We start from the raw sequence: 25,134 nt of genomic DNA, 5'->3' as shown, positions 1-25,134 counted from the left end.
GGAGGCACTTGTATGGTATTATTTACAGGAGCGAGTGTTGAAGAAGCCATTCAAAATGGCTTGCGCGAGTTAGATATTCCACGGATGAAAGCACATATCAAGGTGATTTCTCGTGAGAAAAAAGGATTTTTAGGATTATTTGGCAAGAAATTAGCCCAAGTTGATGTGGAATCTATTAACGAAACAACTGTAGTAAAAGCTAACCAAAAAGCTGTCAAAGGTGTTCCGGAAGCAATCAATGCTCAAAATGAGCCCGTTAAAAGTGTGAGTGAAGCAACTGTTGATTTAGGACATGTTGTTGCAGCCATTAAAAAAATCGAAGGAGAAGGCAAAGAAATCTCAGATGATGTCAAAGCTGAAATTTTGAAGCACGAAAAAGAAGCCAGCACGATTCTTGAAGAAACAGGCACAATTGACTTATTGAAAGATAGTGACATCGTAAATTTTCAAAAATCGGTCGCTCAAGAAGAAAAGACAACTGACAAGATTATTTCTTTTGACCAGGCTGTAGAAAAACGCTCGGAAGTCCAACCGATAGCTGAAGAGTCGGCTGATTTTGAAGATTTGGGCATTCAAGTGGAAGAAAATTATGATGTTGAAGAAGTTGTTGCGAGTGTGACGGGCTATGTGCAAAACATCGTGGACGAAATGGATGTTGAAGCTAGCATTGCAAGTACTCATAATCGTCGAACCATCAATATGCAGATTGATACCAATGAGCCTGGTCGCATTATTGGCTATCACGGAAAAGTGCTGAAAGCTCTTCAATTGTTGGCACAGAATTATCTTTATAATCGCTATTCTAAGAGTTTTTACATTTCTATCAATGTCAATGATTATGTAGAACATCGAGCAGAAGTTCTACAAAGCTACGCTCAGAAGCTAGCTGATCGTGTGTTGGAATACCAACATAGTCAAAAAACCGACCCTATGTCTAACAATGAGCGGAAAATTATTCACCGAATTATTTCTAAAATGGACGGGCTTACCAGCTATTCAGAGGGTGACGAACCAAACCGTTATGTTGTTGTGGATATTGACAGTGAATAATAAACTAAGGACTGAGAAGAATTTCTTTTCAGTCTTTCTTTCCGTTTAGTCCACTAATTGACGTGCTTGAGATTGATAAGAAAGGAGCTTACATGTCTATTTTTCCAGCTATTGAAACTTACTTAGCATTACAAGGACATAAATATATTTCTCCTGATAAAGCGGGAGAATTGAGAGAAATGATGCTTGATTTCAAACAGAAAGGTCAGGCAGCACGCGCAGAATTTTCGGACTTGGTTAAGCAATTTCAAAGATTTTATCCAAAATTAACTCTGGAGCGTACCAGCGACTGGATGAATCAAGTTCAAATTTTGCGTCCCCATTTTTGGAACTATTTGTGTGGTTATGGCGATATCACAGAACCAATGTTTGCGCTGCGTTTATATGGGAAGCCAAGAGATTTTGGAGTATCGTTAGAAGTCAGCTTTATCGAGCGCAAGAAAGATGAAACCAGTCTGACGAAGCAAAATCGAGTTTTGCAGGTGCCAATCGCAACTCCGGTTTATTACTTGGCTCAAATAAATGGTGTCAGTCAACGATTTGCTGGAATAGAAGAAAATCGACAGTATTTGAGCCAACAAGTAAAAACAGGGCAAGTTCGTAAAGTATTAGTGAAATACGATGTAGATTTAGCCCAAGCCACATCAATAAGGCAAGTTCTGGATGAGCTTCAGGCTGCTATGATAACACTCATTCCTTTTTATGAGGCAACCAGAGAATTGTAAGAGGTTTAAGCAACCTTTCTTTAGATTTACCAAAAACAATTCCGCACTGCTATTGACAAAAGGCGTAGAATCATATAGAATAGTAAAGTATGTTTAGTAACTGATCACATAGCCGGCTAAACGAATACAAGAATCTAAGAGGAGGTATTCAAAGTGAAACGTACTTATCAACCAAGTAAAATCCGTCGTGCGCGCAAACACGGTTTCCGTCATCGTATGGCAACTAAAAACGGTCGTCGTGTGCTTGCTAGCCGTCGTCGTAAAGGACGCAAAGTTTTGGCTGCATAATCCAAACGAATACAAGATGAAGAACCAACGGAAACTCGAGACCGCTGGTTTTTTTGTTGGATAACAACGAGACAAACTGCATTTACCACGAGATTTTGATATAATAGAAACTGATATAAAGAGGAATGAATGATGAACATATTTGACACACATACACACCTCAACGTGGACAATTTCGCAGGAAAAGAAGCTGAAGAAATTGCTTTCGCACGCGAGCTAGGTGTTACCAAGATGAATATTGTGGGTTTTGATACAGAAACCATTGAAAAGTCGCTAGTGCTGTCTCGTCAATATGACGAACTATACAGCACGATTGGTTGGCATCCAACTGAGGCAGGTTCTTACACGCAGGAAGTGGAGGATATGCTTGTCAGTCATTTGCATGATCCTAAGGTCATTGCTTTGGGTGAAATTGGATTGGATTATCATTGGATGACAGCACCGAAAGAGACGCAAGAGCGAGTTTTTCGACGGCAGATTCAATTGTCAAAAGATCTTGACTTGCCTTTTGTAGTGCACACTCGTGATGCCTTGGACGACACATATGAGATTATTAAAAGTGAAGGTGTAGGTCCATGTGGTGGTATTATGCACTCTTATTCAGGTTCTTTGGAAATGGCAGAGCGTTTTATCCAACTTGGTATGATGATTTCATTTTCGGGTGTGGTCACGTTTAAGAAGGCTGTAGATGTGCAGGAAGCTGCGCAAAATCTCCCTTTGGACAAAATCCTAGTTGAAACGGACGCACCTTACTTAGCTCCTGTTCCAAAACGTGGTCGTGAAAATCGGACGGCTTATACTCGCTATGTTGTAGACAAGATTGCAGAACTTCGTGGTTTGACTGTCGAAGAAGTTGCACAAGCGACCTATGAAAATGCGCTGCGAATATTTAATTTGAAAGAAGATTGATGAAAGAAAAAATTTCTCAAGTCATTGTTGTAGAAGGTCGAGATGATACAGCCAATCTCAAGCGGTATTTTGACGTAGAAACTTACGAAACGAGAGGGTCTGCGATTTGCCAAGAAGATATAAAGCGCATCAAACGCCTTCATAATCTGCATGGAGTCATCGTTTTTACAGACCCAGATGTCAATGGTGAGCGGATTCGTAGGATGATTATGACAGCGATCCCTAGTGTTCAGCATGCTTTTTTAAGGCGTGATGAGGCTGCTCCTAAGTCTAAAAATAAAGGGGAATCATTAGGTATTGAGCATGCTTCATATGAAGATTTAAAAGCTGCTCTTTCGCAGGTGACTAAACATTTTGAAAAAAAGACTGATTTTGATATCACACGTTCAGATTTGATTCGCTTAGGATTTCTGGCAGGCAATGACAGCCGCAAACGTCGTGAATTTTTAGGAGAAGAACTCCGCATTGGCTATTCAAATGGAAAACAGTTGCTTAAACGACTAGAATTGTTTGGGATTGGATTGACAGATATTGAAAATGTGATGAAAGAGTACGAAAGGAATCGACATGGCAAATAGAAGCTATATTTATTTAAAAAACGGAGATGAGACACGTGTTTTAGCGGAGGGAATTTATACGATTCCTTATTTCTGGCAACTATTTTGGGGTGAAGAAGAGCTGCAAGCAGCTATTGATTTGTGGAAAAAAGTAGAAGAGCTTGAAAAAGAAGATAAAGAGAAAGCAGAAGAATTTTATCAAGAGCAGAATATGGGAGTTACTCTTTCCATTGAAAAATTCCAGCAAAATGCCCACCACAATCGGTCTTTTTTAGAGCAACATGCTCCACAGACTTTGCAATTGTACGATGACTTTGTTCGCTACATTACTGCAAATATCAAAGGGGGCGATACGCTAGGATTTGACGTTTTAGAAATTATTTCTATGGATGAGTTGTCTATTTCTTCTGACAAACTTTTAAAAAATGTCCGTGCTATTCAGCAAAATCGACCAGAAGATTTAGATTTTTCTTTAGCGGACGAGGATTTGCTTGGGGGAGCTATGGGCTTCCCAGATGCTTATGCTTCAAACATGCTACCAGAAAACAATATTCTAAATTCGGTTGCTTACCAAGATGAGTTGAAGAAACGTAAAAGTCAAAAAAACAAGCAAATGGCTGATGAGACTGAATCTACTTCAACAGAAACTAAACGCCGTATTCATCCAGCATTTTGGATTTTGCTTGTGCTGGGAATTATGCGAATTTTATATATTTTATTTAGCTAATAGATAGAAAAGAGATTTATGAGAATTGCGGATTATAGTGTGACGCGGGCTGTGCTTGAGCGTCATGGCTTTACTTTTAAAAAATCGTTCGGTCAGAATTTCTTGACTGATACCAATATTTTACAAAAAATTGTGGACACAGCTGAGATTGATGAGAATGTTAATGTTATCGAAATCGGACCAGGCATCGGGGCACTGACTGAGTTTTTGGCGGAAAATGCAGCCGAAGTCATGGCTTTTGAAATTGATGAGCGCTTGGTGCCGATTTTGGCAGATACTCTGCGGGATTTTGACAATGTGCGCGTGGTCAATGAAGATATTCTTAAGTCAGACTTGCAAGCCCGAATCAAGGAATTTGCTAATCCAAATCTTCCTATCAAAGTGGTGGCCAACCTACCCTACTACATTACCACTCCTATCCTCATGCACCTGATTGAGAGTGGCATTCCTTTTAGTGAATTTGTCGTGATGATGCAGCGAGAAGTGGCTGATCGCATATCGGCGCAGCCCAATAGTAAATCTTATGGCAGTTTGTCAATAGCGGTGCAGTATTATATGACTGCCAAGGTCGCTTTTATCGTACCACGAACAGTCTTTGTTCCTGCTCCAAATGTGGATTCGGCTATCCTCAAGATGGTCCGCAGAGACCAGCCGGCAGTTGAGGTCAATGATGAGGCTTTCTTCTTCAAAGTCTCAAAAGCTAGCTTTACTCACCGTCGGAAAACCCTCTGGAATAATCTGACCAGTTATTTTGGGAAGTCTAATGAAGTCAAAACAAAGCTAGAGTCCGCTTTGGACAATGCTGAGTTATCTCCAAGTGTACGAGGAGAAGCGCTTGATTTGCAAGAATTTGCGCGTTTAGCAGATAGCTTATATGACGAGGGATTCAGATGAGTTGAATAATATTGTAAACAAAAAGCCTCACTAAGTTCGTCTTAGTGAGGTTCTTTATAAGGAAAGGACGGGATTTGAACCCGCGCATGAATAAAATCCATTTGCCGGATTTCGAGTCCGGTGCCGTACCAAGCTGGGCCACCTTTCCAAAATTCAGAATAAGCAATTTTTGAATGGGCTCGATAGAAGCATTCAAAATAGGCTATTTCGTTTTAGGCGAGAAAGCAAAGCGCACATAACGTGAAGTGAAGTGCGATACAGTTGACAACTATCAAACGAAATAAAAATGCGGAAAAAGGGATTTGAACCCTCACGTCCAAATGGACACATGCGCCTGAAGCATGCGCGTCTGCCGTTCCGCCATTTCCGCTTGGTATCTATTATACCATATTAGAAACGTTTTTCATCATTTTTTTGCACTAAAAAGCAAAATACTGCTTTTTTTGTTATAATGAACTTATTAAGCGTTAAAGGAGTCCATTTGAAAGGAATAATCGTGAAAGCCTTAGCAGGTTTCTATTATGTAGAGTCAGAAGGCAAGGTTTATCAGACTAGAGCTAGAGGAAATTTCCGCAAGAAAGGACAAACTCCCTATGTGGGGGATGAGGTCGAATTTTCTGCTGAGAAAGATTCTGAAGGTTATATCTTAAAAATAGCAGAGCGAAAAAACAGTCTAGTGAGGCCGCCCATCGTTAATATCGATCAAGCTGTCGTGATAATGAGTGCCAAAGAGCCAGATTTTAATCCCAATCTTTTGGACCGTTATTTAGTTCTCTTGGAGCAGAAAGCTATCCACTCGATTATCTATATCAGTAAATTAGATTTGTTGGCGAACGACAAGGAGTTAGACGTTTTCCTTGATATTTATCGCTCTATCGGCTATGATACTGCCAAGACAATAACAGAACTTTTGCCGTTTTTAACAGCTAAGACGACTGTTTTCATGGGACAAACTGGGGTTGGCAAATCTACTCTGCTCAATAAAATGGTGCCAGATTTACAGTTGGAAACCGGAAAAATTTCAGAAAGTTTGGGTCGTGGTCGCCACACAACTAGAGTGGTTAGTTTTTACAATCTCAATGGGGGAAAAATTGCAGACACACCGGGATTTTCTTCGCTGGATTATGAAGTAGACAATGCAGAGGATTTAAATCGAGCATTTCCTGAAATTGCAAAAGTCAGTCATGGCTGCAAATTTCGGACCTGCACGCATACGCATGAACCGAATTGTGCAGTAAAACCTGCCGTTGAAAAGGAACAAATTGCAGCTTTTCGTTTCGAGAATTACTTGCAATTTCTGAGCGAAATTGAAAACCGTCGTGAAACCTATAAAAAAGTAGCTAAAAAGCAACCTAAGTGAGGAGGAAGTCAAATGAAACCTTATAAAATTGCACCGTCTATTTTAAGTGCAGACTATGCTAATTTTGAATCAGAATTGAAAAAATTAGAAGCCACAGGGGCAGATTACGCTCATATTGATATTATGGACGGACATTTTGTACCCAATATCAGCTTCGGTGCGGGTGTGGTAGCGAGCATGCGACCACATAGTAAGTTGGTGTTTGATTGTCATCTCATGGTCTCCAATCCAGAACACCATATTGAAGATTTTGCTCGTGCGGGTGCAGATATTATCAGTATCCATGCTGAAGCAACGCCGCATATTCACGGAGCTTTGCAAAAGATTCGGGCAGCTGGTGTCAAGGCAAGTGTTGTTATCAATCCGGGAACGCCCGTTGAAGCGGTGAAAAATGTTTTGAATTTGGTTGATCAAGTCTTGGTTATGACTGTTAATCCAGGCTTCGGTGGGCAAGCCTTTCTGCCAGAAACAATGGATAAAGTACGCGAATTAGTCGTTTTGAGAGAAGTGAACCAACTAGACTTTGATATTGAAGTAGATGGTGGTATTGATGATGAAACCATTGGCATTGCTAAAGAAGCTGGTGCTAATGTCTTTGTAGCGGGCAGTTACGTTTTCAAAGGAGATGTCGCTCATCAGGTTCAAACATTGAAAGAAGCATTGCATGACTAAAATTGCTCTTTTTGCTGGCGGGATGATAGATAGTTTTCAAGTGGATTTTGACATTTTTATCGGAGTGGACAGAGGAAGCCTGTTTCTCATTGAACAAGGCATTTGCCCAGATTTAGCGGTCGGTGATTTTGATTCTGTTTCGGAGGAAGAGTTGGCTTTGATTTGTTCTCAATCGAAAGAGGTACTTCAAGCACAACCTGAAAAAGATGATACGGATTTAGAGTTGGCTGTCAAAGCTGTTTTTGCACGTTCTCCACAGGCGCAAGTGACGATTTTTGGTGCTTTTGGCGGGCGCTTGGATCATACTTTGGCAAATATTTTCTTGCCGAGTAATCCAGAAATTACTCCTTATATGCAGCAAATTCGACTGTGCAATGCACAAAATCAGCTCTGCTATTGTCCTCAAGGGCGGCACGAGGTAAAGCCAGTAGCTGGTATGAACTATTTAGCTTTTATGCCTGCGGACAATAGTCGGTTGAGCATTGAAGGCGCCAAATATCCTTTAAACGAATCCAATTATTTTTTTAAAAAAGTGTATGCTTCTAACGAATTTATAGATGAGCCCGTTTTTTTAGAGTGCCAATCGGGTTATGTTATTATCATTTATAGCAAAGACAGGAGTTAGTATGGAGTTTGTAATCATCTTCTTATTGCTGGGAATTCTTATTGTGACCTTTCTTTTGTGGCAAAAGAATCAGCAACAGACAGATCAAGCGAAGAAGATTTTTGAAGATCAAGCCGATCAATTATCTGATCAGTTGGATTACCGTTTTGAGCAGGAGCGGCAGCAACGCCTTCTAGCACAGCAACAGCTGGAATTGGCTCTGGGAGATCGTTTGGGAGAGGTGCGCACGGATTTACATCGAAATTTAACAGAAATGCGGTTAGAGATAAGCGAGAATCTAACCAAAAATCGTGATAAGACAGACGAACGAATGCGCCAGATTCAAGAGTCAAATGACCGTCGTTTAGAACAAATGCGCCAAACAGTGGAAGAAAAATTAGAGAAAACGCTGCAGACGCGGTTGCAAACCTCCTTTGAAACGGTTTCTAAACAGTTAGAGTCAGTCAATCGCGGTCTAGGTGAAATGCGAAATGTAGCGCGTGATGTGGGCACTCTAAATAAAGTGCTCTCCAATACCAAAACGCGTGGAATTTTAGGTGAATTGCAACTCGGTCAGATTATTGAAGATATTATGACGCCGAGCCAGTACGAACGCGAATTTGCGACAGTTGCAGGCTCTAGTGAACGCGTAGAGTACGCAATTAAATTACCGGGGCAAGTAGAAAAAGAATACATTTATTTGCCAATTGATTCCAAGTTTCCGCTTGCTGACTACTATCACTTGGAGGATGCTTACGAATCAGGAAATAAAGAAGAGATTGATTTGTACCGCAAGTCTTTGCTAGCGAGTGTCAAACGTTTTGCCAAGGACATCAATAAGAAATACTTAGCGCCTCCTGCAACAACAAACTTTGGCGTGATGTTTTTACCAACGGAAGGGCTTTATTCAGAAGTCGTTCGCAATCCGGAATTCTTTGATAGTTTGCGTCGAGACGAGCAGATTGTGGTTGCAGGACCATCTACGTTGTCTGCCCTACTCAATTCGCTTTCGGTCGGTTTTAAAACGCTCAACATTCAAAGAAGTGCAGATGACATCAGCAAGGTTTTGGGCAATGTCAAATCAGAATTTAATAAATTTGGTGGCATTTTGCTCAAGGCGCAAAAACATTTGCAACACGCTTCTGGCAATATTGATGAATTGCTGACGCGCAGAACCAATGCTATCGAGCGAACTTTGCGCCATATTGAAATTTCGGACAAGTCGGACTTAAATGGTCTGCTAGATTTCCAAGATGAAGAGGAAGAATATGAAGATTAACCAAATGAAAAAAGACGAGCTGTTTGAGGGATTTTATCTCATCAAATCCGCTGAACTACGTCAGACAAGGGCTGGAAAAAATTATTTGGCATTTACCTTTCAAGATGATACGGGAACGATTGAAGGAAAATTATGGGATGCTCAACCTCACAATGTAGAAGAATTTACTGCTGGAAAAGTCGTGCACATGCAAGGGCGCAGAGAAGTGTATAACAACACCCCTCAAGTCAATCAAATTACCTTGCGATTGCCTAAAGTTGGCGAGCCAAACAATCCAGCTGATTTTAAGGAAAAACCACCAGTTGATGTCCAAGAACTACGTGAATATCTGTCACAAATGATCTTCAAAATTGAAAACCCAGTTTGGCAGCGTGTGGTACGGGCTTTGTATGCTAAATACGATAAAGAATTTTACTCCTATCCAGCAGCGAAAACCAATCACCACGCTTTTGAGGCAGGACTTGCTTTTCATACTGCGACTATGGTGCGGCTGGCAAATGCTATTGGTGAGATTTACCCGCAATTAAATAAGAGTTTACTTTATGCAGGAATTATGCTCCATGATTTAGCAAAGGTGCTGGAATTGACAGGCCCAGAGCAAACAGAATACACTGTTCGAGGCAATCTCATCGGACACATCGCTTTGATTGATGAAGAAATAACAAAGGTGTTGGCAGAATTAAAAATTGACGACACTAGAGAAGATGTCATTATTCTCCGTCATGTTTTGCTAAGTCATCACGGTTTGTTGGAATACGGTAGTCCAGTGCGTCCGAAAATCATGGAAGCTGAAATTATCCACATGATTGATAATTTAGATGCGGAAATGATGATGATGACTTCGGCTCTAGCCTTGGTTGGCGAGGGTGAGATGACCAATCGAATCTTTGCTATGGACAACCGCTCTTTCTATAAGCCTAATTTTGATAAGTAAAAAACGAAAAAACGAATGTTATTGCAAAAATAATGTTCGTTTTTTGGACTGATTATGATATAATGAAGAAAATAAAATAAATTGGTGAAAAAATGAAATTAAGAAGAAGTGAACGCATGGTAGTTATTTCTAACTACCTAATCAATCATCCGTACGAATTAACAAGTCTCAATACATTTGCTGAGAAGTATGAGTCCGCAAAATCTTCCATTTCCGAAGATATTGTCATTATCAAACGTGCTTTTGAAGAAATGGAAATCGGGCATATCGAAACCATTACAGGAGCAGGAGGAGGCGTTATTTTTACTCCTTCTATCTCGGATAAAGAAGCTAGAGCAATGGTGGAAGACCTCCGCACGAAATTGTCTGAAAGCAATCGAATTTTACCCGGTGGCTACATTTACTTATCGGATTTGCTGAGTACGCCTTCTATTTTAAACAACATTGGACGCATTATTGCCAAGACGTTTCGAAATCAAAAAATTGATGCCGTAATGACTGTTGCCACAAAAGGAGTGCCGTTGGCAAATGCAGTGGCAAATGTGTTAAATGTTCCATTTGTCATTGTGCGCCGCGACTTGAAAATCACAGAGGGTTCAACGGTTAGTGTCAATTATGTGTCAGGTTCAAGTGGTGACCGTATTGAAAAGATGTTCTTGTCGAAACGCAGCCTGAAAGCTGGAAGCCGTGTGTTAATCGTAGATGATTTCTTAAAAGGCGGCGGGACAGTCAACGGCATGATTAGCCTTTTACGAGAATTTGATTCGGAATTGGCTGGTGTAGCAGTCTTTGCGGAAAATGCACAAACAGAACGCGAACATTTGGATTACAAATCATTGTTGAAAGTGACAGCTATTGATGTGAAGTCCAACAAAATCAGCGTAGAAGTTGGCAATATTTTTGACAAATAGATGAGGTGAAAATTTAAAAAATATATTGGATAAATTGGATCAAAGCTCCTTGGGGCTGAGAGTTTCGATTGTTACAGTTTTGGCACTCATTCTTGCTGCGGGATTATTTTTCGTTAAAAAGCAAGATGACGCGGCGCGTGCAGCTAGCGAAGCAGCTGCTACAGAAAGTCAAAATGCTGTGACGCCTCAAACAGATGCAGGGCAAACTTATCCTCAAACCTATCAAGCGCCAGCAACTTCAGCTACTACAGGACAGGCTGAGACCAATTCAGCTCAAACTCCAACGCCTAACGGAGCAGGTGTCTCAGCCACAAATACTACGGGACAATAGATGGGAACTCAGCAAGAAAACTATAAAAATATATTGACAAAGAAAGTGTCTTCGTGTTATACTAATAGACGGTACTTTTTACTTTTGGTCTCTCAAAAGTGTACAGAGACGTGCTGACAAATGTTGCAAAAGTACACACAGATGATAGCTGTCACCAAGTGTATCATCACCAAAATTAAAAAAACAGGAGAAATGTAGATGCCTACAATTAACCAATTGGTTCGCAAACCGCGTAAATCAAAAGTAGAAAAATCTAAATCACCAGCTTTAAACGTTGGTTATAATAGTCTTAAACGTGTACCTACTCGTGAAAACTCACCACAAAAACGTGGTGTTGCAACTCGTGTTGGTACTATGACACCTAAAAAACCTAACTCAGCTCTTCGTAAATTTGCTCGTGTACGCTTGAGCAACTTGATTGAAGTGACTGCTTATATCCCAGGTATCGGACATAACTTGCAAGAACACAGTGTTGTGCTTCTTCGTGGTGGACGTGTAAAAGACCTTCCAGGGGTACGTTACCATATCGTTCGTGGTGCACTTGATACTGCAGGTGTAACTGATCGTAAACAAGGCCGTTCTAAATACGGTACGAAAAAACCAAAAGCATAAGGAAAGGGGATAAAGATCAATGAGTCGTAAAAACCGTGCGCCTAAGCGCGAAGTATTGCCAGATCCGCTCTACAATTCAAAATTAGTGACACGTCTTATCAACCGCGTTATGCTTGATGGGAAACGTGGTACAGCAGCTTCAATCGTATATGGTGCTTTTGAACAAATCAAAGAAGCTACTGGAAATGATGCACTTGAAGTATTTGAAACAGCTATGGAAAATATCATGCCTGTACTTGAAGTACGTGCTCGCCGTGTTGGTGGTTCTAACTACCAAGTCCCAGTTGAAGTTCGTCCAGAACGTCGTACAACTCTTGGACTTCGTTGGTTGGTAACTATTTCACGTTCACGTGGAGAACACACTATGCAAGATCGCCTTGCAAAAGAAATCATAGATGCAGCTAACAATACTGGTGCAGCTGTTAAAAAACGTGAAGATACTCACCGTATGGCTGAAGCTAACCGTGCTTTTGCTCACTTCCGCTGGTAAGATTGCTTCTCTTTTTAGAGAATTGCAAAAGCTCTTTCAAAGGCTTAGTACTCTTACTAATTAGCATGAGTAATCAACAAGCGGGTAGGATTTGCCTACTCGCTTTTCTTAAAATATGTTATAATAAACTGTAAATAAAATAATAGGAGAAACAACCAAATGGCTCGCGAATTTTCACTTGAAAAAACTCGTAACATCGGTATCATGGCTCACGTCGATGCTGGTAAAACAACAACGACTGAACGTATTCTTTACTATACCGGTAAAATCCATAAAATTGGTGAAACACACGAAGGTGCTTCACAAATGGACTGGATGGAACAAGAACAAGAACGTGGTATTACTATTACATCTGCTGCAACAACAGCACAATGGAAAGATTACCGTGTCAACATTATTGACACACCAGGACACGTGGACTTCACAATTGAAGTACAACGTTCCCTTCGTGTATTGGACGGTGCAGTAACTGTCCTTGACTCACAATCAGGTGTTGAACCTCAAACAGAAACAGTTTGGCGTCAAGCAACTGAATATGGTGTTCCGCGTATCGTATTTGCTAACAAAATGGATAAAATCGGTGCAGACTTCCTTTACTCAGTAAGCACTCTTCACGATCGTCTTCAAGCAAATGCTCACCCAATTCAATTGCCGATTGGTGCAGAAGATGACTTCCGTGGTATCATTGACTTGGTTCGCATGAAAGCCGAAATCTATACAAATGACCTTGGAACAGATATTCTTGAAGAAGATATTCCAGCGGATTATCTTGAACAAGCCCAAGAATGGCGTGAAAAATTAGTAGAAGCAGTTGCTGAAACTGATGAAGACTTGATGATGAAATACCTTGAAGGTGAAGAAATTACTGAAGCAGAACTAAAAGCTGCCATCCGTAAAGCAACTATCAATGTTGAATTCTTCCCAGTTCTTGCTGGTTCTGCCTTCAAGAACAAAGGTGTTCAAATGATGCTTGATGCAGTTATTGACTACCTTCCAAGCCCACTTGACATTCCAGCTATCAAGGGTGTAAACCCAGATACTGAAGAAGAAGAAACTCGTCCTGCATCTGATGACGAACCATTTGCAGCACTTGCTTTCAAGATTATGACAGACCCATTTGTTGGTCGTTTGACTTTCTTCCGTGTGTACTCAGGTGTCTTGAACTCAGGTTCATACGTTTTGAATACTTCTAAAGGAAAACGTGAACGTATTGGACGTATCCTGCAAATGCACGCTAACCATCGGAATGAAATCGAAACAGTTTACTCTGGTGACATTGCTGCAGCTGTTGGTTTGAAAGATACTACAACTGGTGACTCATTGACAGATGAAAAGGCAAAAATTATCCTTGAATCTATCGAAGTTCCAGAACCAGTTATCCAATTGATGGTTGAACCTAAGTCAAAAGCTGACCAAGATAAGATGGGTATTGCCCTTCAAAAATTGGCTGAAGAAGACCCAACATTCCGCGTTGAAACTAACGTTGAAACTGGTGAAACAGTTATCTCTGGTATGGGTGAGCTTCACTTGGATGTCCTTGTAGACCGTATGCGTCGTGAGTTCAAAGTGGAAGCAAACGTAGGTGCTCCTCAAGTATCTTACCGTGAAACATTCCGTGCACAAACATCAGCACGTGGATTCTTCAAACGCCAATCAGGTGGTAAAGGTCAATTCGGTGATGTTTGGATTGAATTTACTCCAAATGAAGAAGGAAAAGGATTCGAGTTTGAAAATGCTATCGTTGGTGGTGTCGTTCCACGTGAATTCATCCCAGCTGTAGAAAAAGGTTTGATTGAGTCAATGGCAAATGGTGTTCTTGCTGGTTACCCAATCGTTGACGTGAAGGCAAAACTGTATGATGGTTCATACCACGATGTCGACTCATCTGAAACAGCCTTTAAAGTTGCTGCCTCTCTTGCTCTTAAAGAAGCTGCTAAGACTGCGCAACCAACCATTCTTGAACCAATGATGCTTGTTACAATTACTGTACCAGAAGAAAACCTCGGTGATGTTATGGGACACGTAACAGCTCGTCGTGGACGTGTTGATGGTATGGAAGCTCATGGTAACAGCCAAATCGTTCGTGCTTATGTTCCACTTGCTGAAATGTTCGGTTATGCAACAGTTCTTCGTTCAGCATCACAAGGACGCGGTACTTTCATGATGGTATTTGACCACTACGAAGATGTACCGAAGTCAGTACAAGAAGAAATCATTAAGAAAAACAAAGGTGAAGCTTAATCAAGTCAAGCCCATGCGTCCGCAGTTGCGGGCGTTTTTTATATAGTCAGAATTATAAGATGCAGTGGTTTGGAGAAGCTCTATTCACTTTAGTCAATGTAGAGTTTCCCATGCACAATTAATTAGGCACTTTAGTGCCAATCAATCACTGCTGAGTGGACTCTAATACGTTGATAAATCAACTTTTACAGCTCTACTCAACCGTACAGAGGTGGGACGATGAAATCAAGTTTTTACGAAACTACTGATTTCTGTCCCACTCTCTTTTTGCATATCTCCCACTTAGCTTCCGAAAATGAAAGAGAAATGAAAATCTTTGAAAGGAATGATATTCCTTGTTAATAATGCTGAAATCAGTTGCAATTTTAAGGGATAAAGTATATAATAGATATGTTGAAAGGTGATTTGTAGCAACTCAAGTTACTCTTTTCACATAAAAATTTTTTGATTTTCATAAGGAGGAAATCACGAATGGTAGTTAAAGTTGGTATTAACGGTTTCGGTCGTATCGGTCGTCTTGCATTCCGTCGTATCCAAAACGTTGAAGGTGTTGAAGTTACTCGTATCAACGATCTTACAGATCCAGTTATGCTTGCACATTTGTTGAAATATGACACAACTCAAGGTCGTTTCGACGGTACTGTGGAAGTTAAAGAAGGTGGATTCGAAGTTAACGGTAAATTCGTTAAAGTTTCTGCTGAACGTGACCCAGAACAAATCGACTGGGCTACTGACGGTGTAGAAATCGTTTTGGAAGCAACTGGCTTCTTTGCTAAGAAAGATGCAGCTGAAAAACACCTTAAAGGTGGAGCTAAGAAAGTTGTTATCACTGCTCCTGGCGGAAACGATGTTAAAACAATCGTATTTAACACTAACCACGATGTTCTTGATGGTACTGAAACAGTTATTTCAGGTGCTTCATGTACTACAAACTGCTTGGCTCCAATGGCTAAAGCACTTCAAGACAACTTCGGTATCGTTGAAGGTTTGATGACAACAATCCACGCTTACACTGGTGACCAAATGATTCTTGACGGTCCACATCGTAAAGGTGATCTTCGCCGTGCTCGTGCTGGTGCTGCAAACATCGTTCCTAACTCAACTGGTGCTGCTAAAGCTATCGGTCTTGTTATCCCAGAATTGAACGGTAAACTTGATGGTTCAGCCCAACGTGTTCCAACTCCAACTGGATCAGTTACTGAATTGGTTGCTGTTCTTGAAAAGAATGTAACTGTTGATGAAGTAAATGCAGCTATGAAAGCAGCAGCTAACGAATCATACGGTTACACAGAAGATCCAATCGTATCTTCAGATATCGTAGGTATGTCATTTGGTTCATTGTTTGATGCAACTCAAACTAAAGTTCTTGATGTTGACGGAAAACAATTGGTGAAAGTTGTATCTTGGTACGATAACGAAATGTCATACACTGCACAACTTGTACGTACTCTTGAATACTTTGCAAAAATTGCTAAATAATTCATCAGTATAGAAAAGGGAGGCTTGCCTCTCTTTTTTGTTGCCATTCTCTCTTGGTTCAGACTTGTGGAAGTTGGGAGCTGAATATGTATAAAAATTAAATTAGAATGTTGATAAAACTCCAGAGTTTCCACTCGTTTGGTCGTTATGACCAAGCTACAATAAAAACAACTTGACTTTACCCAAATCAAGTTGTTTTTTTACTATGTAAGGATTGTATTGCTAGATTTCTTCATCTGGTGTTAAAATCATTGGGATGATAATGGGCTCACGCTCTGTGTTTTCATATAAAAATGGTCTAAGAGCATTTACGATAGCACCATTGACTGACTGGATGCTAGCATCTTTATTTTTTAATGCAATACGAATCGCATTGAAAAGAATACGTTGGCTATGACGGATCAGTTCACCTGATTCACGCATATAGATAAAACCGCGACTAAGAATATCAGGACCAGCCAAAATCATTTTTGATTTAAAGTCAACGGTAGCTACTGCAAGGACAACGCCATCTTCGGAAAGGTCACGTCTGTCGCGAAGGACTGCAGCACCGATTTCTCCGATACGATTACCATCAACATAAATATCTTGGGCATTGAAACTTCCTGCAATACGAGCTGAATTGGCAGTTAAAGCAAGGACGTCTCCATTGCTCATGATAAAGATATTCTTTTTAGGGATACCTGTATCCATTGCAAGCCCGGCATGGACTTTTTGCATGCGGTATTCACCATGGACTGGCATGAAATACTTCGGTTTTATCAAGCGAAGCATGAGTTTTTGTTCTTGTTGCCCTCCGTGCCCAGAGGTATGGATATTATTGATTTTTCCATGGATAACATCAACGCCAGCTTCTGAAATGGTGTTGATGAGCTTATTGACACTGGTGGTATTTCCAGGGATAGGACTAGAAGAGAAAATCACTGTATCACCTGGTTGAAGCTGCACTTGACGATGTGTTCCATTCGCAATGCGTGAAAGAGCTGCCATTGGCTCTCCTTGACTTCCTGTACACATGATTAGAATTTCATTTGCAGGATAATCTTTAATTTCATTTGGTTCAATGAACGTCCCTTTTGGGGTTTTGATATAACCTAGCTCAATTCCGTTGACAATGGCTTTTTCCATTGAGCGTCCAAAAACAGCAATTTTTCGGCCAGTTTTAACCGCAGCATCCGCAGCTTGTTGAAGACGGAAGATATTTGAGGCAAAGGAGGCAAAAATAATCCGCCCGTGAATGCCTTCAATGATTTTCATGATAGATTGACCAACGACTTTTTCGGAATTTGTGAAAGTTGGAATTTCTGCATTGGTGGAATCAGAAAGAAGTGCTAGAACGCCATCTTCCCCAAGAGCTGCCATTCGATGTAAATCTGCTGGCTCGCCAACGGGGGTAAAGTCAAACTTGAAGTCACCCGTACAAACAATTTTCCCTTGAGGTGTGTGGATGACAATTCCCAAAGGCTCTGGGATAGAGTGAGTTGTGCGGAAGAAGGTTGCTTTTAAATTTTTAAATTGAAGTTCGGTATTTTGATTGATTTCGTAGAGTTTAGCGTCACGTAAAAGTCCGTGCTCTTCCAATTTACCACGAATCAGTGCAAGGGCAAGTGGTCCAGCATAAATGGGAACATTTGCTTGCTTGAGAAGGAAGGGAATCCCTCCGATGTGGTCTTCGTGACCGTGAGTAATCAACACTCCTTTGATACGGTCAATATTTTCTACGATATAAGAATAATCAGGAATGACATAATCAATCCCTAAGAGGTCGTCTTCAGGAAATTTAATCCCTGCATCAACGATGATAATCTCATCCTGGTATTCAATCCCGTAGGTATTTTTTCCGATTTCTCCTAAACCACCAATGGCAAATACACCGACTTCTTCGGGTTTTAAAGTATATGACATGGTTTAGAGCTCCGTAATTGTAAAGTTGCCTGATTCTTTTTCGTATTCTAAATGTTTGTCAGACAAAAGTGTAATTAATTCAACATTATAAGGTGTTTTTTCTTCGACGAGTTTCCGGGCTTTGATGCGTCCTTCTAGTTCGTCTTTGGCGTCAATATCCAAGTAGAGAGAATGCGTGTTTTCCCGACGTGGATTGCGTTCTTTTGTTTCTTGATAAAAAACTTTGTAAATCATTTCAATTCCTTTCTCATTCATGATCAATCTACCAGAAAATAGCCACCTTATTTTCAAGGGCGGTCTCCATCTATTTGATTTTCTGGGTAATAAATTGATTTTGATACGTTACAATTATAATCATTATATCATAAAAAGGTTATTTAGTAAAAGAAAGAAGTGAGAAAAACTAGGAAAACGATTTTCAAAAGGTCTTGTTTTTTTGGAAATCATATTGAGGAAATCCGTATTTTTTGTAGTATAATAGAAAGTAGATTATCACAAAGGAAAGATAAGAATGAAAGTTTTAGCTTTTGACACATCCAGCAAAGCCCTAGCAATTGCGATTTTAGAAGATGATAAGTTGCTTGCTGAGATGACGATAAATATTAAGAAAAATCATAGCGTTACATTGATGCCGGCTATTGATTTTTTAATGGAAAGTTTGGATTTGAAACCAAGTGACTTAGGTCGCGTTGTAGTTGCAGAAGGTCCTGGTAGTTATACAGGTTTGCGAATTGCTGTGGCAACGGCCAAAACGTTAGCACATACGCTTAAAATAGATTTGGTGGGAGTTTCTAGCTTGCGGATTATGGTGGCAGAGGACATTGACGGCTTGGTCATTCCTCTCATGGATGCTAGACGCAACAATGTCTATGCTGGTTTTTATGAAAATGGCAGAGCAACTCAGCCGGAAGCTCATTTATCTTTTGAAGAAGTGTTAGAAAAAGCCAAGTCTGCTTCTCAGGTAACTTTTGTAGGAGAAGTGGAAAATTTTGCGGAGCAGATTCAATCCGCTTTGCCATCAGCTCTTATCAAAGCAACCTTGCCAAGCGCTGTGCTCCTTGCTAAAATCGGCCTACAATTACCAGCCCGTTCTGTTCATGATTTCGTACCGAATTACCTCAAGCGAGTGGAAGCAGAAGAGAATTGGCTCAAAAATCATCAAGAAACGAACGATTCTTACATCAAGCGCTTATGATTGAGATTAAAAAAGATGAAAAAAAGCAGGTTGCTGATTTGGCGGAGCAGATTTATCAAGTATTAAAAGATGTTTATGCAGCCAGTCCTTGGAATATAGAGCAGATTGAGAAAGATTTACAAAATCCTTTGTCAGTTTATGTTTTGGCCTTGGAAGCTCAAAATTTAATCGGCTTTCTGGCTTTTCAAGAGTCGGATTTTGAAGCGGAAGTTTTACAAATTGCGGTTAAGAAAGCCTATCAAGGACAAAAAATTGCGACCGCTTTGTTTGAACATCTGCCAATTGACAAAGAGATTTTTCTCGAAGTGAGAGAATCCAACAAAGCAGCTCTGCTATTTTACCAAAAAGAGAAATTTATAGAAATCGCTCGGCGTAAGAATTACTATCATGAGCCAGTGGAAAATGCGATTGTAATGAAAAGGGAAAACAATGAATGACAGATATATTTTAGCTTTTGAGACCTCCTGCGATGAGACTAGCGTAGCGGTTTTAAAGAATGACGCTGAACTCTTATCCAATGTTATTGCCAGCCAGATTGAGAGCCATAAACGTTTTGGTGGCGTGGTACCGGAAGTGGCTAGCCGTCATCATGTGGAAGTTATCACAGCTTGCATTGAGGAGGCTCTTGCGGAGGCTGGTATTACAGAAAAAGAAGTGACTGCAGTAGCAGTCACTTATGGACCGGGGCTAGTTGGTGCTCTTTTGGTCGGATTGGCAGCTGCCAAGTCTTTTGCGTGGGCACATCATTTACCGCTTATTCCTGTCAATCATATGGCAGGTCATCTGATGGCGGCTCAGAGTGTTGAGAAATTAGAATACCCTCTTTTAGCATTATTAGTCAGTGGAGGGCATACGGAATTGGTTTATGTTAGCGAAGCTGGTGATTATCAGATTGTCGGAGAAACACGCGATGATGCAGTTGGAGAAGCTTATGATAAAGTTGGTCGTGTGATGGGATTGACTTATCCAGCTGGGCGTGAGATAGATGAATTGGCCCATAAAGGACAAGATATTTATGATTTTCCGAGAGCGATGATTAAAGAGGATAATTTAGAATTTTCTTTCTCTGGGTTGAAGTCTGCCTTTATCAACCTCTGTCACAATGCGGAGCAAAGGGGTGAAAGTTTGTCGAAAGAAAATTTGGCTGCTAGTTTTCAAGCTGCTGTTTTAGATATTCTCATGGCAAAAACAAAAAAAGCTTTGGAGAAATATCCTGTTAAGACCTTAGTCGTTGCGGGCGGTGTTGCTGCTAATCAAGGTTTACGTGAACGTTTAGCAGCTGAAATGACAGATATCAAGGTAATCATACCGCCTTTGCGTCTCTGTGGGGACAATGCAGGAATGATTGCTTATGCGAGCGTCAGTGAGTGGAATAAAGGGAAGCTTGCAACATTTAGCTTGAATGCTAAGCCAAGTCTGGCATTTGACACAATGGAAGAATAAATATGATTGGAAAAAGTTTTAAGGATGGGGCTAAGGCAGCGATGTCAACGGCTCTTGGGTATATTAGTATTGGACTAGCTTGTGGAATTATTGGTGCCTCTTATGTCAGTCCTCTTGAAATGGCACTCATGAGCAGTTTAGTCTATGCAGGAAGTGCTCAGTTTGCTATGCTAGCACTTCTTGCGATTTACGCACCGGTAACAGCTATTGCTCTGACAGTTTTTTTAATCAATTTGCGGTTGTTTTTGCTGAGCCTTCATACATCAACCTTTTTTTGGCATGCCAGTCTATTGCAAAATATCGGTATCGGAATACTCTTGACAGATGAAACATACGGCGTTTTACTAAGTGAGCGTGTCCATACAAAGGATATTTCGCTTCAGTGGATGTATGGCAATAATATTACGAGCTATCTTGCTTGGATTGTTGGCTCTGTGGTCGGAACGACATTAGGAAGTCTTTTGCCCAATCCAGAAGTGTTTGGACTGGACTTTGCGCTGGTAGGCATGTTTATTGGGATTTTTTCTTCCCAATTTTTAGTGATGTTACATAAAACAAAATTTCAAAAACTAGTAGTGATTTTGTCTGTGGTAGCTTTATCGTTCTATGTTTTAAGCATGCTTGTTTCTTCGTCTTTAGCTGTTTTTATATCGACCTTATTAGGTTGTGCTGCGGGGGTAATGCTAGATGATAAATAATTATATATTTGTCGCCATTCTTCTCTCAGCCTTGGTGACGTGGCTAGTGCGGGTGACTCCTTTTATCTTGGTAAAATATCGTGGCTTACCTAAAGTTGTAGAACGATTTTTACAGTATTTACCAGTCTCTATTATTTTTGCATTGATTTTATCCAGCCTTACAAATGGGAAGATAGGGCAGTTGCCAACCTTTAAATGGCTAGATTTAATAGCTGTCTTTCCAACAATTTATATTGCTTTTCGCTATCGTAACTTAGTAGTGACCGTGATTTTTGGTGTGATATTGGTAGCTATTCTGCGATTTATCTTTTAACTTTATAGAAATAACTCTGTCTTAGGAAATCACTAAAGCGGAGTTTTAGTTAAAAATGACCGTTTAAGACCTAAAACAGACCATTCAGAATTTTAATGAGTTTTTTATTTAGATTGGGTACAATGAGAGTTTGTTGTAAAGTAGATTTGCGGTTACTATTTTCATTTCCAAAGTTTTTTTCCCGAGTCTGCCAAAAGCAGTATTGAGACTTACTTCGCAAACTCTATCTATAACCTCAAGTCAGTGCTTTGAGCAATTATCTACTTCGTTAAGAATTTTGGATATCAAAAAGTAAGGCAGGGATGAGATTTTCCCTGCCTTTTACAAGCTATTGTTTTCCCAACAAAGGTAGTGATTGGAAAAGCACTTTTGATTTTAATCAATTAGAGTTCCTTGGAACAATTGATTAGGAATAGGTGCCACCCATCACAGCTGTCTGTTAGTTTTCTTTTTTGTCTAATTTCTTGCCTAACTCAATAATGTATTGCTTCATATCGTCTTTGACTTGAGGATGTTTGAGGGCATAGTCAATAGATGTTTTCATAAAGCCAAATTTGTCGCCGACATCATAACGGTCACCTGTGAACTCACGAGCGAATACTCTTTGTGTTTTGTTGAGAGTATCAATAGCATCTGTCAGCTGGATTTCATTTCCGGCACCTGGCTTTTGTGTTTCCAAGATGGAGAAGATTTCAGGTGTTAGTAGGTAGCGTCCGATAATGGCGAGATCACTTGGTGCGTCTTCTGGTTTTGGCTTTTCAACAAAAGTTTCAACGCTGTAGAGCCCATTTACTCCTTCACCTTGTGGATCAATAACACCGTAAGAAGAAACTTCGTCGTGTGGCACTTTCATAACAGCAATAGTTGAAGCGTGTGTTTCTTCGTAATCGTTCATCAATTGCTTGGTAAGTGGTACTGCTTTGTCATTTGTAATGTCCATTAGGTCATCACCTAGCATGACAACGAAAGATTCATTCCCAACGAAAGCTTTGGCTTGTAAAACAGCATCTCCAAGCCCACGTGGATGGCTTTGACGAATGAAATGAAGACCGATACCAGTCGTTTCATCTACGAGTTTTAAAAGATCAGATTTACCTTTTTCTTTGAGGTTGTACTCCAATTCAAAATTTGAATCAAAGTGGTCTTCAATGGAGCGTTTGGATTTACCTGTTACAACCAGAATGTCTTTGATACCGGATTTTAACGCTTCTTCAACAATAAATTGAATAGTTGGTTTGTCAACAATAGGCAGCATTTCTTTGGCGAGCGCTTTGGTTGCTGGCAAGAAACGAGTTCCGAGTCCAGCAGCAGGGATAACAGCTTTTCTTACTTGAGTCATATGCCCCTCCTTTTTTGTAGTAGCTAATTACGACCATTCGTTTTCAGCTTTGAATTCATTATTCATTATATCATAAATGGCGTCTTTTATGTTAAGGCTTTCATAAATCACATGATAGATCGCTTGAGTAATTGGCATATAGACACCCAGTTCTTGTGCGAGTTCGTAAGCAGCTTTGGTGGTGGAAATGCCTTCAATAACCATGCCCATGTTGGCTTCGATATCTTCTAACTTTTCACCGCGACCAAGAGCGTCACCAGCGCGCCAATTGCGTGAGTGAACGGAGGTTCCTGTGACAATTAAATCTCCCACTCCGGATAAACCGCTATATGTTAAAGGACTGGCACCGAGTTTGACACCGAGACGGGTGATTTCTGCTAAGCCACGCGTGATAATAGCGGCTTTTGCATTGTCACCATAGCCAAGACCGTGAAGAGCCCCTGCTCCGACCGCAATGATGTTTTTGAGTGCACCCGCTGTTTCCACACCGATGACATCTGTATTGGTGTAGAGACGGAAGTAGTGATTGCTGAAAAGGTTTTGGACGTATTTAGCTGTTTCTAAGTCTTTTGAAGCTGCTGTGATGAGAGTAATGTCGCGAACGATAGTCTCCTCAGCGTGGCTGGGACCAGAGACAACGACGATTTCGCTACGGAATTGTTCAGGCAATTCTTCCTCTAAAATCATGGAAAGTCGTTTGTGAGTGTCGGGCTCCAGACCTTTTGAAGCATGCATCACTTTAACTGGATGATTCAGCACCTCGGCTACTTGTTTGGCTACAAGACGTGTGACCTTGGTTGGAACGACGAAAAGGATAGCATCCACGCCATCAAGGGTTTCTTTTAAGTCGTAATACGCTGTGATCTTTTCATCAAGAACAATATCTTTAAAATACCGTTTGTTAGTGTGGTGCTCGTTGATTTCAGTAATTTGTTCGGCAATATTGCCCCAAATACGAACTTCATGTCCGTTGTCATTTAATACTTGTGCCAAGGCAGTTCCCCATGAACCAGGGCCTAAAACAGCAACTGTTTGTTTTTCCATGTTCTTCTCCTTATAGAGTTTTCTAATTTCATTTTACCATAGAAAGCGATAAATTTCTTGTTTAGTAGTAGCTTGTTTTTATAAGTTATTATTTTATAAGAATAAAGGCTGATTAAAGTGCATAAAAAGAGTGTAATGAGGCAGGAGTTGTGGCTAGTATAAAAACTATTTATCACGACCTTTAAAAAAATCAATTGGACGGCAGGTAGAGGAAGTGGTAAGATTGTGTATATCAATGAGGAGGGAATCGTATGAGCAGACCGATTGTTGGAGTGACCGCTAATCTTTGTCCTGTCGATAAGGAAGGTAAAAATATCCATTCGTCCGTTTCTAGTAAATTTGCTGAGAGTATCAGAATTGCTGGTGGATTGCCTATGATTATCCCTGTTGGTGACAAAAGTTTGGTGAGGGATTATATTGAAAGTATTGATAAATTGATTTTGTCTGGCGGACAACATGTGCACCCCACTTTTTACGGAGAAAAGCAGACGATTGAGAGTGATGATTACAATATGGTGCGAGACGAATTTGAGCTGGCTCTGTTAGCAGAAACTATTCGACAAGAAAAACCAATTATGGCAATTTGCCGAGGCTTGCAGTTGGTCAATGTTGCTTTTGATGGAACGCTCAATCAGCATATTGACAACCATTGGCAGGGCTTACCTTTTAGAACTTCTCATTCTATTCAAACTGAGAAAGGCAGCATTGTTGAAGAATTGTTCGGTCGTGCTAGTCAGATTAACTCTGTCCACCGACAAAGTATTAAAGATTTGGCACCGAATTTTCGCGCAACAGCTTTTGATCCTAGGGATGAAACCATTGAAGCGATTGAGTCGCTAGATGATAGTCGGATCATTGGGCTTCAATGGCACCCAGAGTTTTTAGTCAATGAAGAAAAAGGGAATCTAGAACTTTTTTAGTATCTTTTGCAGAAATTGTAAATTTGAAATACGGCTTAAGCTTCATTTAAGAAAATCGTTTTATAATAATATTATCAAATGAAGACCTCCTAACTTTATTTGATGAAATCCTAAAACTTTTTCATAATAATCTCCCTATAAGGATCACCAAAGAGGTGGTCTTTTTTCTACCATTTGTCAAGCAATTCAATGTTTTTCAGTCAAAGAATTGATG

28 protein-coding genes and 2 tRNA genes are annotated in these 25,134 nt (G+C 40.3%); 24 read left to right on the top strand and 6 right to left on the bottom strand.

Annotated elements, in window-relative coordinates:
* Positions 1–12 precede the first annotated feature (12 nt).
* The 7 genes from jag (at position 13) to rsmA (ending at position 5,150) form a co-directional block, all read left to right on the top strand.
* Positions 13–1,050 (top strand): RNA-binding cell elongation regulator Jag/EloR, encoded by a 1,038-nt coding sequence (jag, locus tag HMPREF2933_RS03420; RefSeq protein WP_070584583.1) that lies wholly within the window; start codon positions 13–15, stop codon positions 1,048–1,050.
* A 92-nt stretch (positions 1,051–1,142) separates the two neighbouring features.
* The gene (locus HMPREF2933_RS03415; protein ID WP_024052325.1) at positions 1,143–1,775 is read left to right on the top strand and encodes a hypothetical protein; all 633 of its coding nucleotides are present in this window, start codon (positions 1,143–1,145) and stop codon (positions 1,773–1,775) included.
* 153 nt (positions 1,776–1,928) lie between these two features.
* Positions 1,929–2,063, top strand: a complete 135-nt coding sequence (rpmH, locus tag HMPREF2933_RS03410) for a 50S ribosomal protein L34 (protein WP_003026476.1) — start codon at positions 1,929–1,931, stop codon at positions 2,061–2,063.
* A gap of 129 nt (positions 2,064–2,192) precedes the next feature.
* Entirely contained in the window at positions 2,193–2,972 is a 780-nt protein-coding gene (locus HMPREF2933_RS03405; protein ID WP_024052324.1) for a TatD family hydrolase, read from the top strand.
* Positions 2,972–3,550: a ribonuclease M5 gene (rnmV, locus tag HMPREF2933_RS03400; RefSeq protein ID WP_024052323.1), complete on the top strand. Its 579-nt coding sequence runs from the start codon at positions 2,972–2,974 to the stop codon at positions 3,548–3,550. The genes HMPREF2933_RS03405 and rnmV overlap by 1 nt, the downstream gene beginning before the upstream one ends.
* On the top strand, positions 3,540–4,256 hold the full coding sequence (locus HMPREF2933_RS03395; RefSeq protein WP_024052322.1) for a hypothetical protein: 717 nt from the start codon (positions 3,540–3,542) through the stop codon (positions 4,254–4,256). The genes rnmV and HMPREF2933_RS03395 overlap by 11 nt, the downstream gene beginning before the upstream one ends.
* Positions 4,257–4,274: 18 nt before the next feature.
* Positions 4,275–5,150, top strand: a complete 876-nt coding sequence (gene rsmA, locus HMPREF2933_RS03390; protein WP_024052321.1) for a 16S rRNA (adenine(1518)-N(6)/adenine(1519)-N(6))-dimethyltransferase RsmA — start codon at positions 4,275–4,277, stop codon at positions 5,148–5,150.
* Between the two features lie 59 nt (positions 5,151–5,209).
* On the opposite strand, the gene HMPREF2933_RS03385 is transcribed toward rsmA, so the two are convergent.
* Positions 5,210–5,298 (bottom strand) — tRNA-Ser (locus HMPREF2933_RS03385).
* A 139-nt stretch (positions 5,299–5,437) separates the two neighbouring features.
* A tRNA-Leu gene (locus HMPREF2933_RS03380) sits at positions 5,438–5,520 on the bottom strand.
* 111 nt (positions 5,521–5,631) lie between these two features.
* Here HMPREF2933_RS03380 and rsgA point away from each other — a divergent pair.
* The 11 genes from rsgA (at position 5,632) to gap (ending at position 16,063) form a co-directional block, all read left to right on the top strand.
* Positions 5,632–6,510, top strand: coding sequence for a ribosome small subunit-dependent GTPase A (rsgA, locus tag HMPREF2933_RS03375; protein ID WP_042754055.1), 879 nt, complete (start codon positions 5,632–5,634; stop codon positions 6,508–6,510).
* 12 nt (positions 6,511–6,522) lie between these two features.
* Positions 6,523–7,182, top strand: coding sequence for a ribulose-phosphate 3-epimerase (gene rpe, locus HMPREF2933_RS03370; protein ID WP_024052319.1), 660 nt, complete (start codon positions 6,523–6,525; stop codon positions 7,180–7,182).
* Positions 7,175–7,807, top strand: coding sequence for a thiamine diphosphokinase (locus HMPREF2933_RS03365; RefSeq protein WP_003026461.1), 633 nt, complete (start codon positions 7,175–7,177; stop codon positions 7,805–7,807). Before rpe ends, HMPREF2933_RS03365 begins: the two co-directional genes overlap by 8 nt.
* A 1-nt stretch (position 7,808) precedes the next feature.
* Complete coding sequence (locus HMPREF2933_RS03360; RefSeq protein ID WP_024052318.1) at positions 7,809–9,065, top strand: DNA recombination protein RmuC; 1,257 nt, start codon at positions 7,809–7,811, stop codon at positions 9,063–9,065.
* Positions 9,055–9,999: a 3'-5' exoribonuclease YhaM family protein gene (locus HMPREF2933_RS03355; RefSeq protein ID WP_024052317.1), complete on the top strand. Its 945-nt coding sequence runs from the start codon at positions 9,055–9,057 to the stop codon at positions 9,997–9,999. The genes HMPREF2933_RS03360 and HMPREF2933_RS03355 overlap by 11 nt, the downstream gene beginning before the upstream one ends.
* Before the next feature lie 92 nt (positions 10,000–10,091).
* Positions 10,092–10,910, top strand: coding sequence for a pur operon repressor (purR, locus tag HMPREF2933_RS03350; protein ID WP_003026455.1), 819 nt, complete (start codon positions 10,092–10,094; stop codon positions 10,908–10,910).
* A 25-nt stretch (positions 10,911–10,935) separates the two neighbouring features.
* Positions 10,936–11,241, top strand: coding sequence for a hypothetical protein (locus tag HMPREF2933_RS03345; protein WP_206151519.1), 306 nt, complete (start codon positions 10,936–10,938; stop codon positions 11,239–11,241).
* Between the two features lie 198 nt (positions 11,242–11,439).
* Positions 11,440–11,853, top strand: coding sequence for a 30S ribosomal protein S12 (gene rpsL, locus HMPREF2933_RS03340; RefSeq protein WP_003026451.1), 414 nt, complete (start codon positions 11,440–11,442; stop codon positions 11,851–11,853).
* A 19-nt stretch (positions 11,854–11,872) separates the two neighbouring features.
* On the top strand, positions 11,873–12,343 hold the full coding sequence (gene rpsG, locus HMPREF2933_RS03335) for a 30S ribosomal protein S7 (protein WP_024052315.1): 471 nt from the start codon (positions 11,873–11,875) through the stop codon (positions 12,341–12,343).
* Positions 12,344–12,502: 159 nt separating this feature from the next.
* Positions 12,503–14,584, top strand: a complete 2,082-nt coding sequence (gene fusA, locus HMPREF2933_RS03330; protein WP_003026447.1) for an elongation factor G — start codon at positions 12,503–12,505, stop codon at positions 14,582–14,584.
* Between the two features lie 471 nt (positions 14,585–15,055).
* Entirely contained in the window at positions 15,056–16,063 is a 1,008-nt protein-coding gene (gap, locus tag HMPREF2933_RS03325; RefSeq protein ID WP_003026445.1) for a type I glyceraldehyde-3-phosphate dehydrogenase, read from the top strand.
* 222 nt (positions 16,064–16,285) lie between these two features.
* Here the strand turns inward: gap and rnjA are convergent, their stop codons facing one another.
* Together rnjA and HMPREF2933_RS03315 are read right to left on the bottom strand one after the other, a co-directional pair.
* On the bottom strand, positions 16,286–17,968 hold the full coding sequence (rnjA, locus tag HMPREF2933_RS03320) for a ribonuclease J1 (RefSeq protein WP_003026442.1): 1,683 nt from the start codon (positions 17,966–17,968) through the stop codon (positions 16,286–16,288).
* Positions 17,969–17,971: 3 nt separating this feature from the next.
* Positions 17,972–18,202, bottom strand: a complete 231-nt coding sequence (locus tag HMPREF2933_RS03315) for a DNA-directed RNA polymerase subunit epsilon (protein WP_020999859.1) — start codon at positions 18,200–18,202, stop codon at positions 17,972–17,974.
* Between the two features lie 277 nt (positions 18,203–18,479).
* On the opposite strand from HMPREF2933_RS03315, the gene tsaB reads away from it, so the two are divergent.
* From tsaB to HMPREF2933_RS03290, 5 genes are read left to right on the top strand one after another with little or no spacing between them, the layout of a single operon-like run.
* The gene (gene tsaB / locus HMPREF2933_RS03310; RefSeq protein WP_024052313.1) at positions 18,480–19,163 is read left to right on the top strand and encodes a tRNA (adenosine(37)-N6)-threonylcarbamoyltransferase complex dimerization subunit type 1 TsaB; all 684 of its coding nucleotides are present in this window, start codon (positions 18,480–18,482) and stop codon (positions 19,161–19,163) included.
* The gene (rimI, locus tag HMPREF2933_RS03305) at positions 19,160–19,600 is read left to right on the top strand and encodes a ribosomal protein S18-alanine N-acetyltransferase (RefSeq protein ID WP_024052312.1); all 441 of its coding nucleotides are present in this window, start codon (positions 19,160–19,162) and stop codon (positions 19,598–19,600) included. Before tsaB ends, rimI begins: the two co-directional genes overlap by 4 nt.
* Entirely contained in the window at positions 19,593–20,606 is a 1,014-nt protein-coding gene (gene tsaD, locus HMPREF2933_RS03300) for a tRNA (adenosine(37)-N6)-threonylcarbamoyltransferase complex transferase subunit TsaD (protein ID WP_024052311.1), read from the top strand. Before rimI ends, tsaD begins: the two co-directional genes overlap by 8 nt.
* Before the next feature lie 2 nt (positions 20,607–20,608).
* Complete coding sequence (locus tag HMPREF2933_RS03295) at positions 20,609–21,304, top strand: AzlC family ABC transporter permease (protein ID WP_024052310.1); 696 nt, start codon at positions 20,609–20,611, stop codon at positions 21,302–21,304.
* Positions 21,294–21,617: an AzlD domain-containing protein gene (locus tag HMPREF2933_RS03290; protein WP_024052309.1), complete on the top strand. Its 324-nt coding sequence runs from the start codon at positions 21,294–21,296 to the stop codon at positions 21,615–21,617. The genes HMPREF2933_RS03295 and HMPREF2933_RS03290 overlap by 11 nt, the downstream gene beginning before the upstream one ends.
* 439 nt (positions 21,618–22,056) lie before the next feature.
* On the opposite strand, the gene galU is transcribed toward HMPREF2933_RS03290, so the two are convergent.
* Together galU and HMPREF2933_RS03280 are read right to left on the bottom strand one after the other, a co-directional pair.
* Positions 22,057–22,956, bottom strand: a complete 900-nt coding sequence (gene galU, locus HMPREF2933_RS03285) for a UTP--glucose-1-phosphate uridylyltransferase GalU (protein ID WP_024052308.1) — start codon at positions 22,954–22,956, stop codon at positions 22,057–22,059.
* A gap of 27 nt (positions 22,957–22,983) precedes the next feature.
* Positions 22,984–24,000, bottom strand: a complete 1,017-nt coding sequence (locus tag HMPREF2933_RS03280; protein ID WP_024052307.1) for an NAD(P)H-dependent glycerol-3-phosphate dehydrogenase — start codon at positions 23,998–24,000, stop codon at positions 22,984–22,986.
* Positions 24,001–24,251: 251 nt separating this feature from the next.
* Between HMPREF2933_RS03280 and HMPREF2933_RS03275 the strand changes: the two genes are divergently transcribed.
* Complete coding sequence (locus HMPREF2933_RS03275; RefSeq protein WP_024052306.1) at positions 24,252–24,920, top strand: gamma-glutamyl-gamma-aminobutyrate hydrolase family protein; 669 nt, start codon at positions 24,252–24,254, stop codon at positions 24,918–24,920.
* Positions 24,921–25,134: the final 214 nt, after the last annotated feature.

The organism is Streptococcus sp. HMSC066F10, from assembly GCF_001813805.1.
Taxonomy (GTDB): Bacteria; Bacillota; Bacilli; order Lactobacillales; family Streptococcaceae; genus Streptococcus; species Streptococcus vaginalis.
Note: the sequence above shows the minus strand (reverse complement) of the source record. Positions and strands in the feature narration are given on the sequence as shown.

Excerpts from the sequence above, each read along its gene's own strand:
- jag (WP_070584583.1), top strand. The coding sequence starts at position 13 with ATGGTATTATTTACAGGAGCGAGTGTTGAAGAAGCCATTCAAAATGGC.
- HMPREF2933_RS03415 (WP_024052325.1), top strand. The coding sequence starts at position 1,143 with ATGTCTATTTTTCCAGCTATTGAAACTTACTTAGCATTACAAGGACAT.
- HMPREF2933_RS03405 (WP_024052324.1), top strand. The coding sequence starts at position 2,193 with ATGATGAACATATTTGACACACATACACACCTCAACGTGGACAATTTC.
- rnmV (WP_024052323.1), top strand. The coding sequence starts at position 2,972 with ATGAAAGAAAAAATTTCTCAAGTCATTGTTGTAGAAGGTCGAGATGAT.
- HMPREF2933_RS03395 (WP_024052322.1), top strand. The coding sequence starts at position 3,540 with ATGGCAAATAGAAGCTATATTTATTTAAAAAACGGAGATGAGACACGT.
- rsmA (WP_024052321.1), top strand. The coding sequence starts at position 4,275 with ATGAGAATTGCGGATTATAGTGTGACGCGGGCTGTGCTTGAGCGTCAT.
- rpe (WP_024052319.1), top strand. The coding sequence starts at position 6,523 with ATGAAACCTTATAAAATTGCACCGTCTATTTTAAGTGCAGACTATGCT.
- HMPREF2933_RS03365 (WP_003026461.1), top strand. The coding sequence starts at position 7,175 with ATGACTAAAATTGCTCTTTTTGCTGGCGGGATGATAGATAGTTTTCAA.
- HMPREF2933_RS03360 (WP_024052318.1), top strand. The coding sequence starts at position 7,809 with ATGGAGTTTGTAATCATCTTCTTATTGCTGGGAATTCTTATTGTGACC.
- HMPREF2933_RS03355 (WP_024052317.1), top strand. The coding sequence starts at position 9,055 with ATGAAGATTAACCAAATGAAAAAAGACGAGCTGTTTGAGGGATTTTAT.
- purR (WP_003026455.1), top strand. The coding sequence starts at position 10,092 with ATGAAATTAAGAAGAAGTGAACGCATGGTAGTTATTTCTAACTACCTA.
- rpsL (WP_003026451.1), top strand. The coding sequence starts at position 11,440 with ATGCCTACAATTAACCAATTGGTTCGCAAACCGCGTAAATCAAAAGTA.
- rpsG (WP_024052315.1), top strand. The coding sequence starts at position 11,873 with ATGAGTCGTAAAAACCGTGCGCCTAAGCGCGAAGTATTGCCAGATCCG.
- fusA (WP_003026447.1), top strand. The coding sequence starts at position 12,503 with ATGGCTCGCGAATTTTCACTTGAAAAAACTCGTAACATCGGTATCATG.
- gap (WP_003026445.1), top strand. The coding sequence starts at position 15,056 with ATGGTAGTTAAAGTTGGTATTAACGGTTTCGGTCGTATCGGTCGTCTT.
- rnjA (WP_003026442.1), bottom strand. The coding sequence starts at position 17,968 with ATGTCATATACTTTAAAACCCGAAGAAGTCGGTGTATTTGCCATTGGT.
- HMPREF2933_RS03315 (WP_020999859.1), bottom strand. The coding sequence starts at position 18,202 with ATGATTTACAAAGTTTTTTATCAAGAAACAAAAGAACGCAATCCACGT.
- tsaB (WP_024052313.1), top strand. The coding sequence starts at position 18,480 with ATGAAAGTTTTAGCTTTTGACACATCCAGCAAAGCCCTAGCAATTGCG.
- rimI (WP_024052312.1), top strand. The coding sequence starts at position 19,160 with ATGATTGAGATTAAAAAAGATGAAAAAAAGCAGGTTGCTGATTTGGCG.
- tsaD (WP_024052311.1), top strand. The coding sequence starts at position 19,593 with ATGAATGACAGATATATTTTAGCTTTTGAGACCTCCTGCGATGAGACT.
- HMPREF2933_RS03295 (WP_024052310.1), top strand. The coding sequence starts at position 20,609 with ATGATTGGAAAAAGTTTTAAGGATGGGGCTAAGGCAGCGATGTCAACG.
- HMPREF2933_RS03290 (WP_024052309.1), top strand. The coding sequence starts at position 21,294 with ATGATAAATAATTATATATTTGTCGCCATTCTTCTCTCAGCCTTGGTG.
- galU (WP_024052308.1), bottom strand. The coding sequence starts at position 22,956 with ATGACTCAAGTAAGAAAAGCTGTTATCCCTGCTGCTGGACTCGGAACT.
- HMPREF2933_RS03280 (WP_024052307.1), bottom strand. The coding sequence starts at position 24,000 with ATGGAAAAACAAACAGTTGCTGTTTTAGGCCCTGGTTCATGGGGAACT.
- HMPREF2933_RS03275 (WP_024052306.1), top strand. The coding sequence starts at position 24,252 with ATGAGCAGACCGATTGTTGGAGTGACCGCTAATCTTTGTCCTGTCGAT.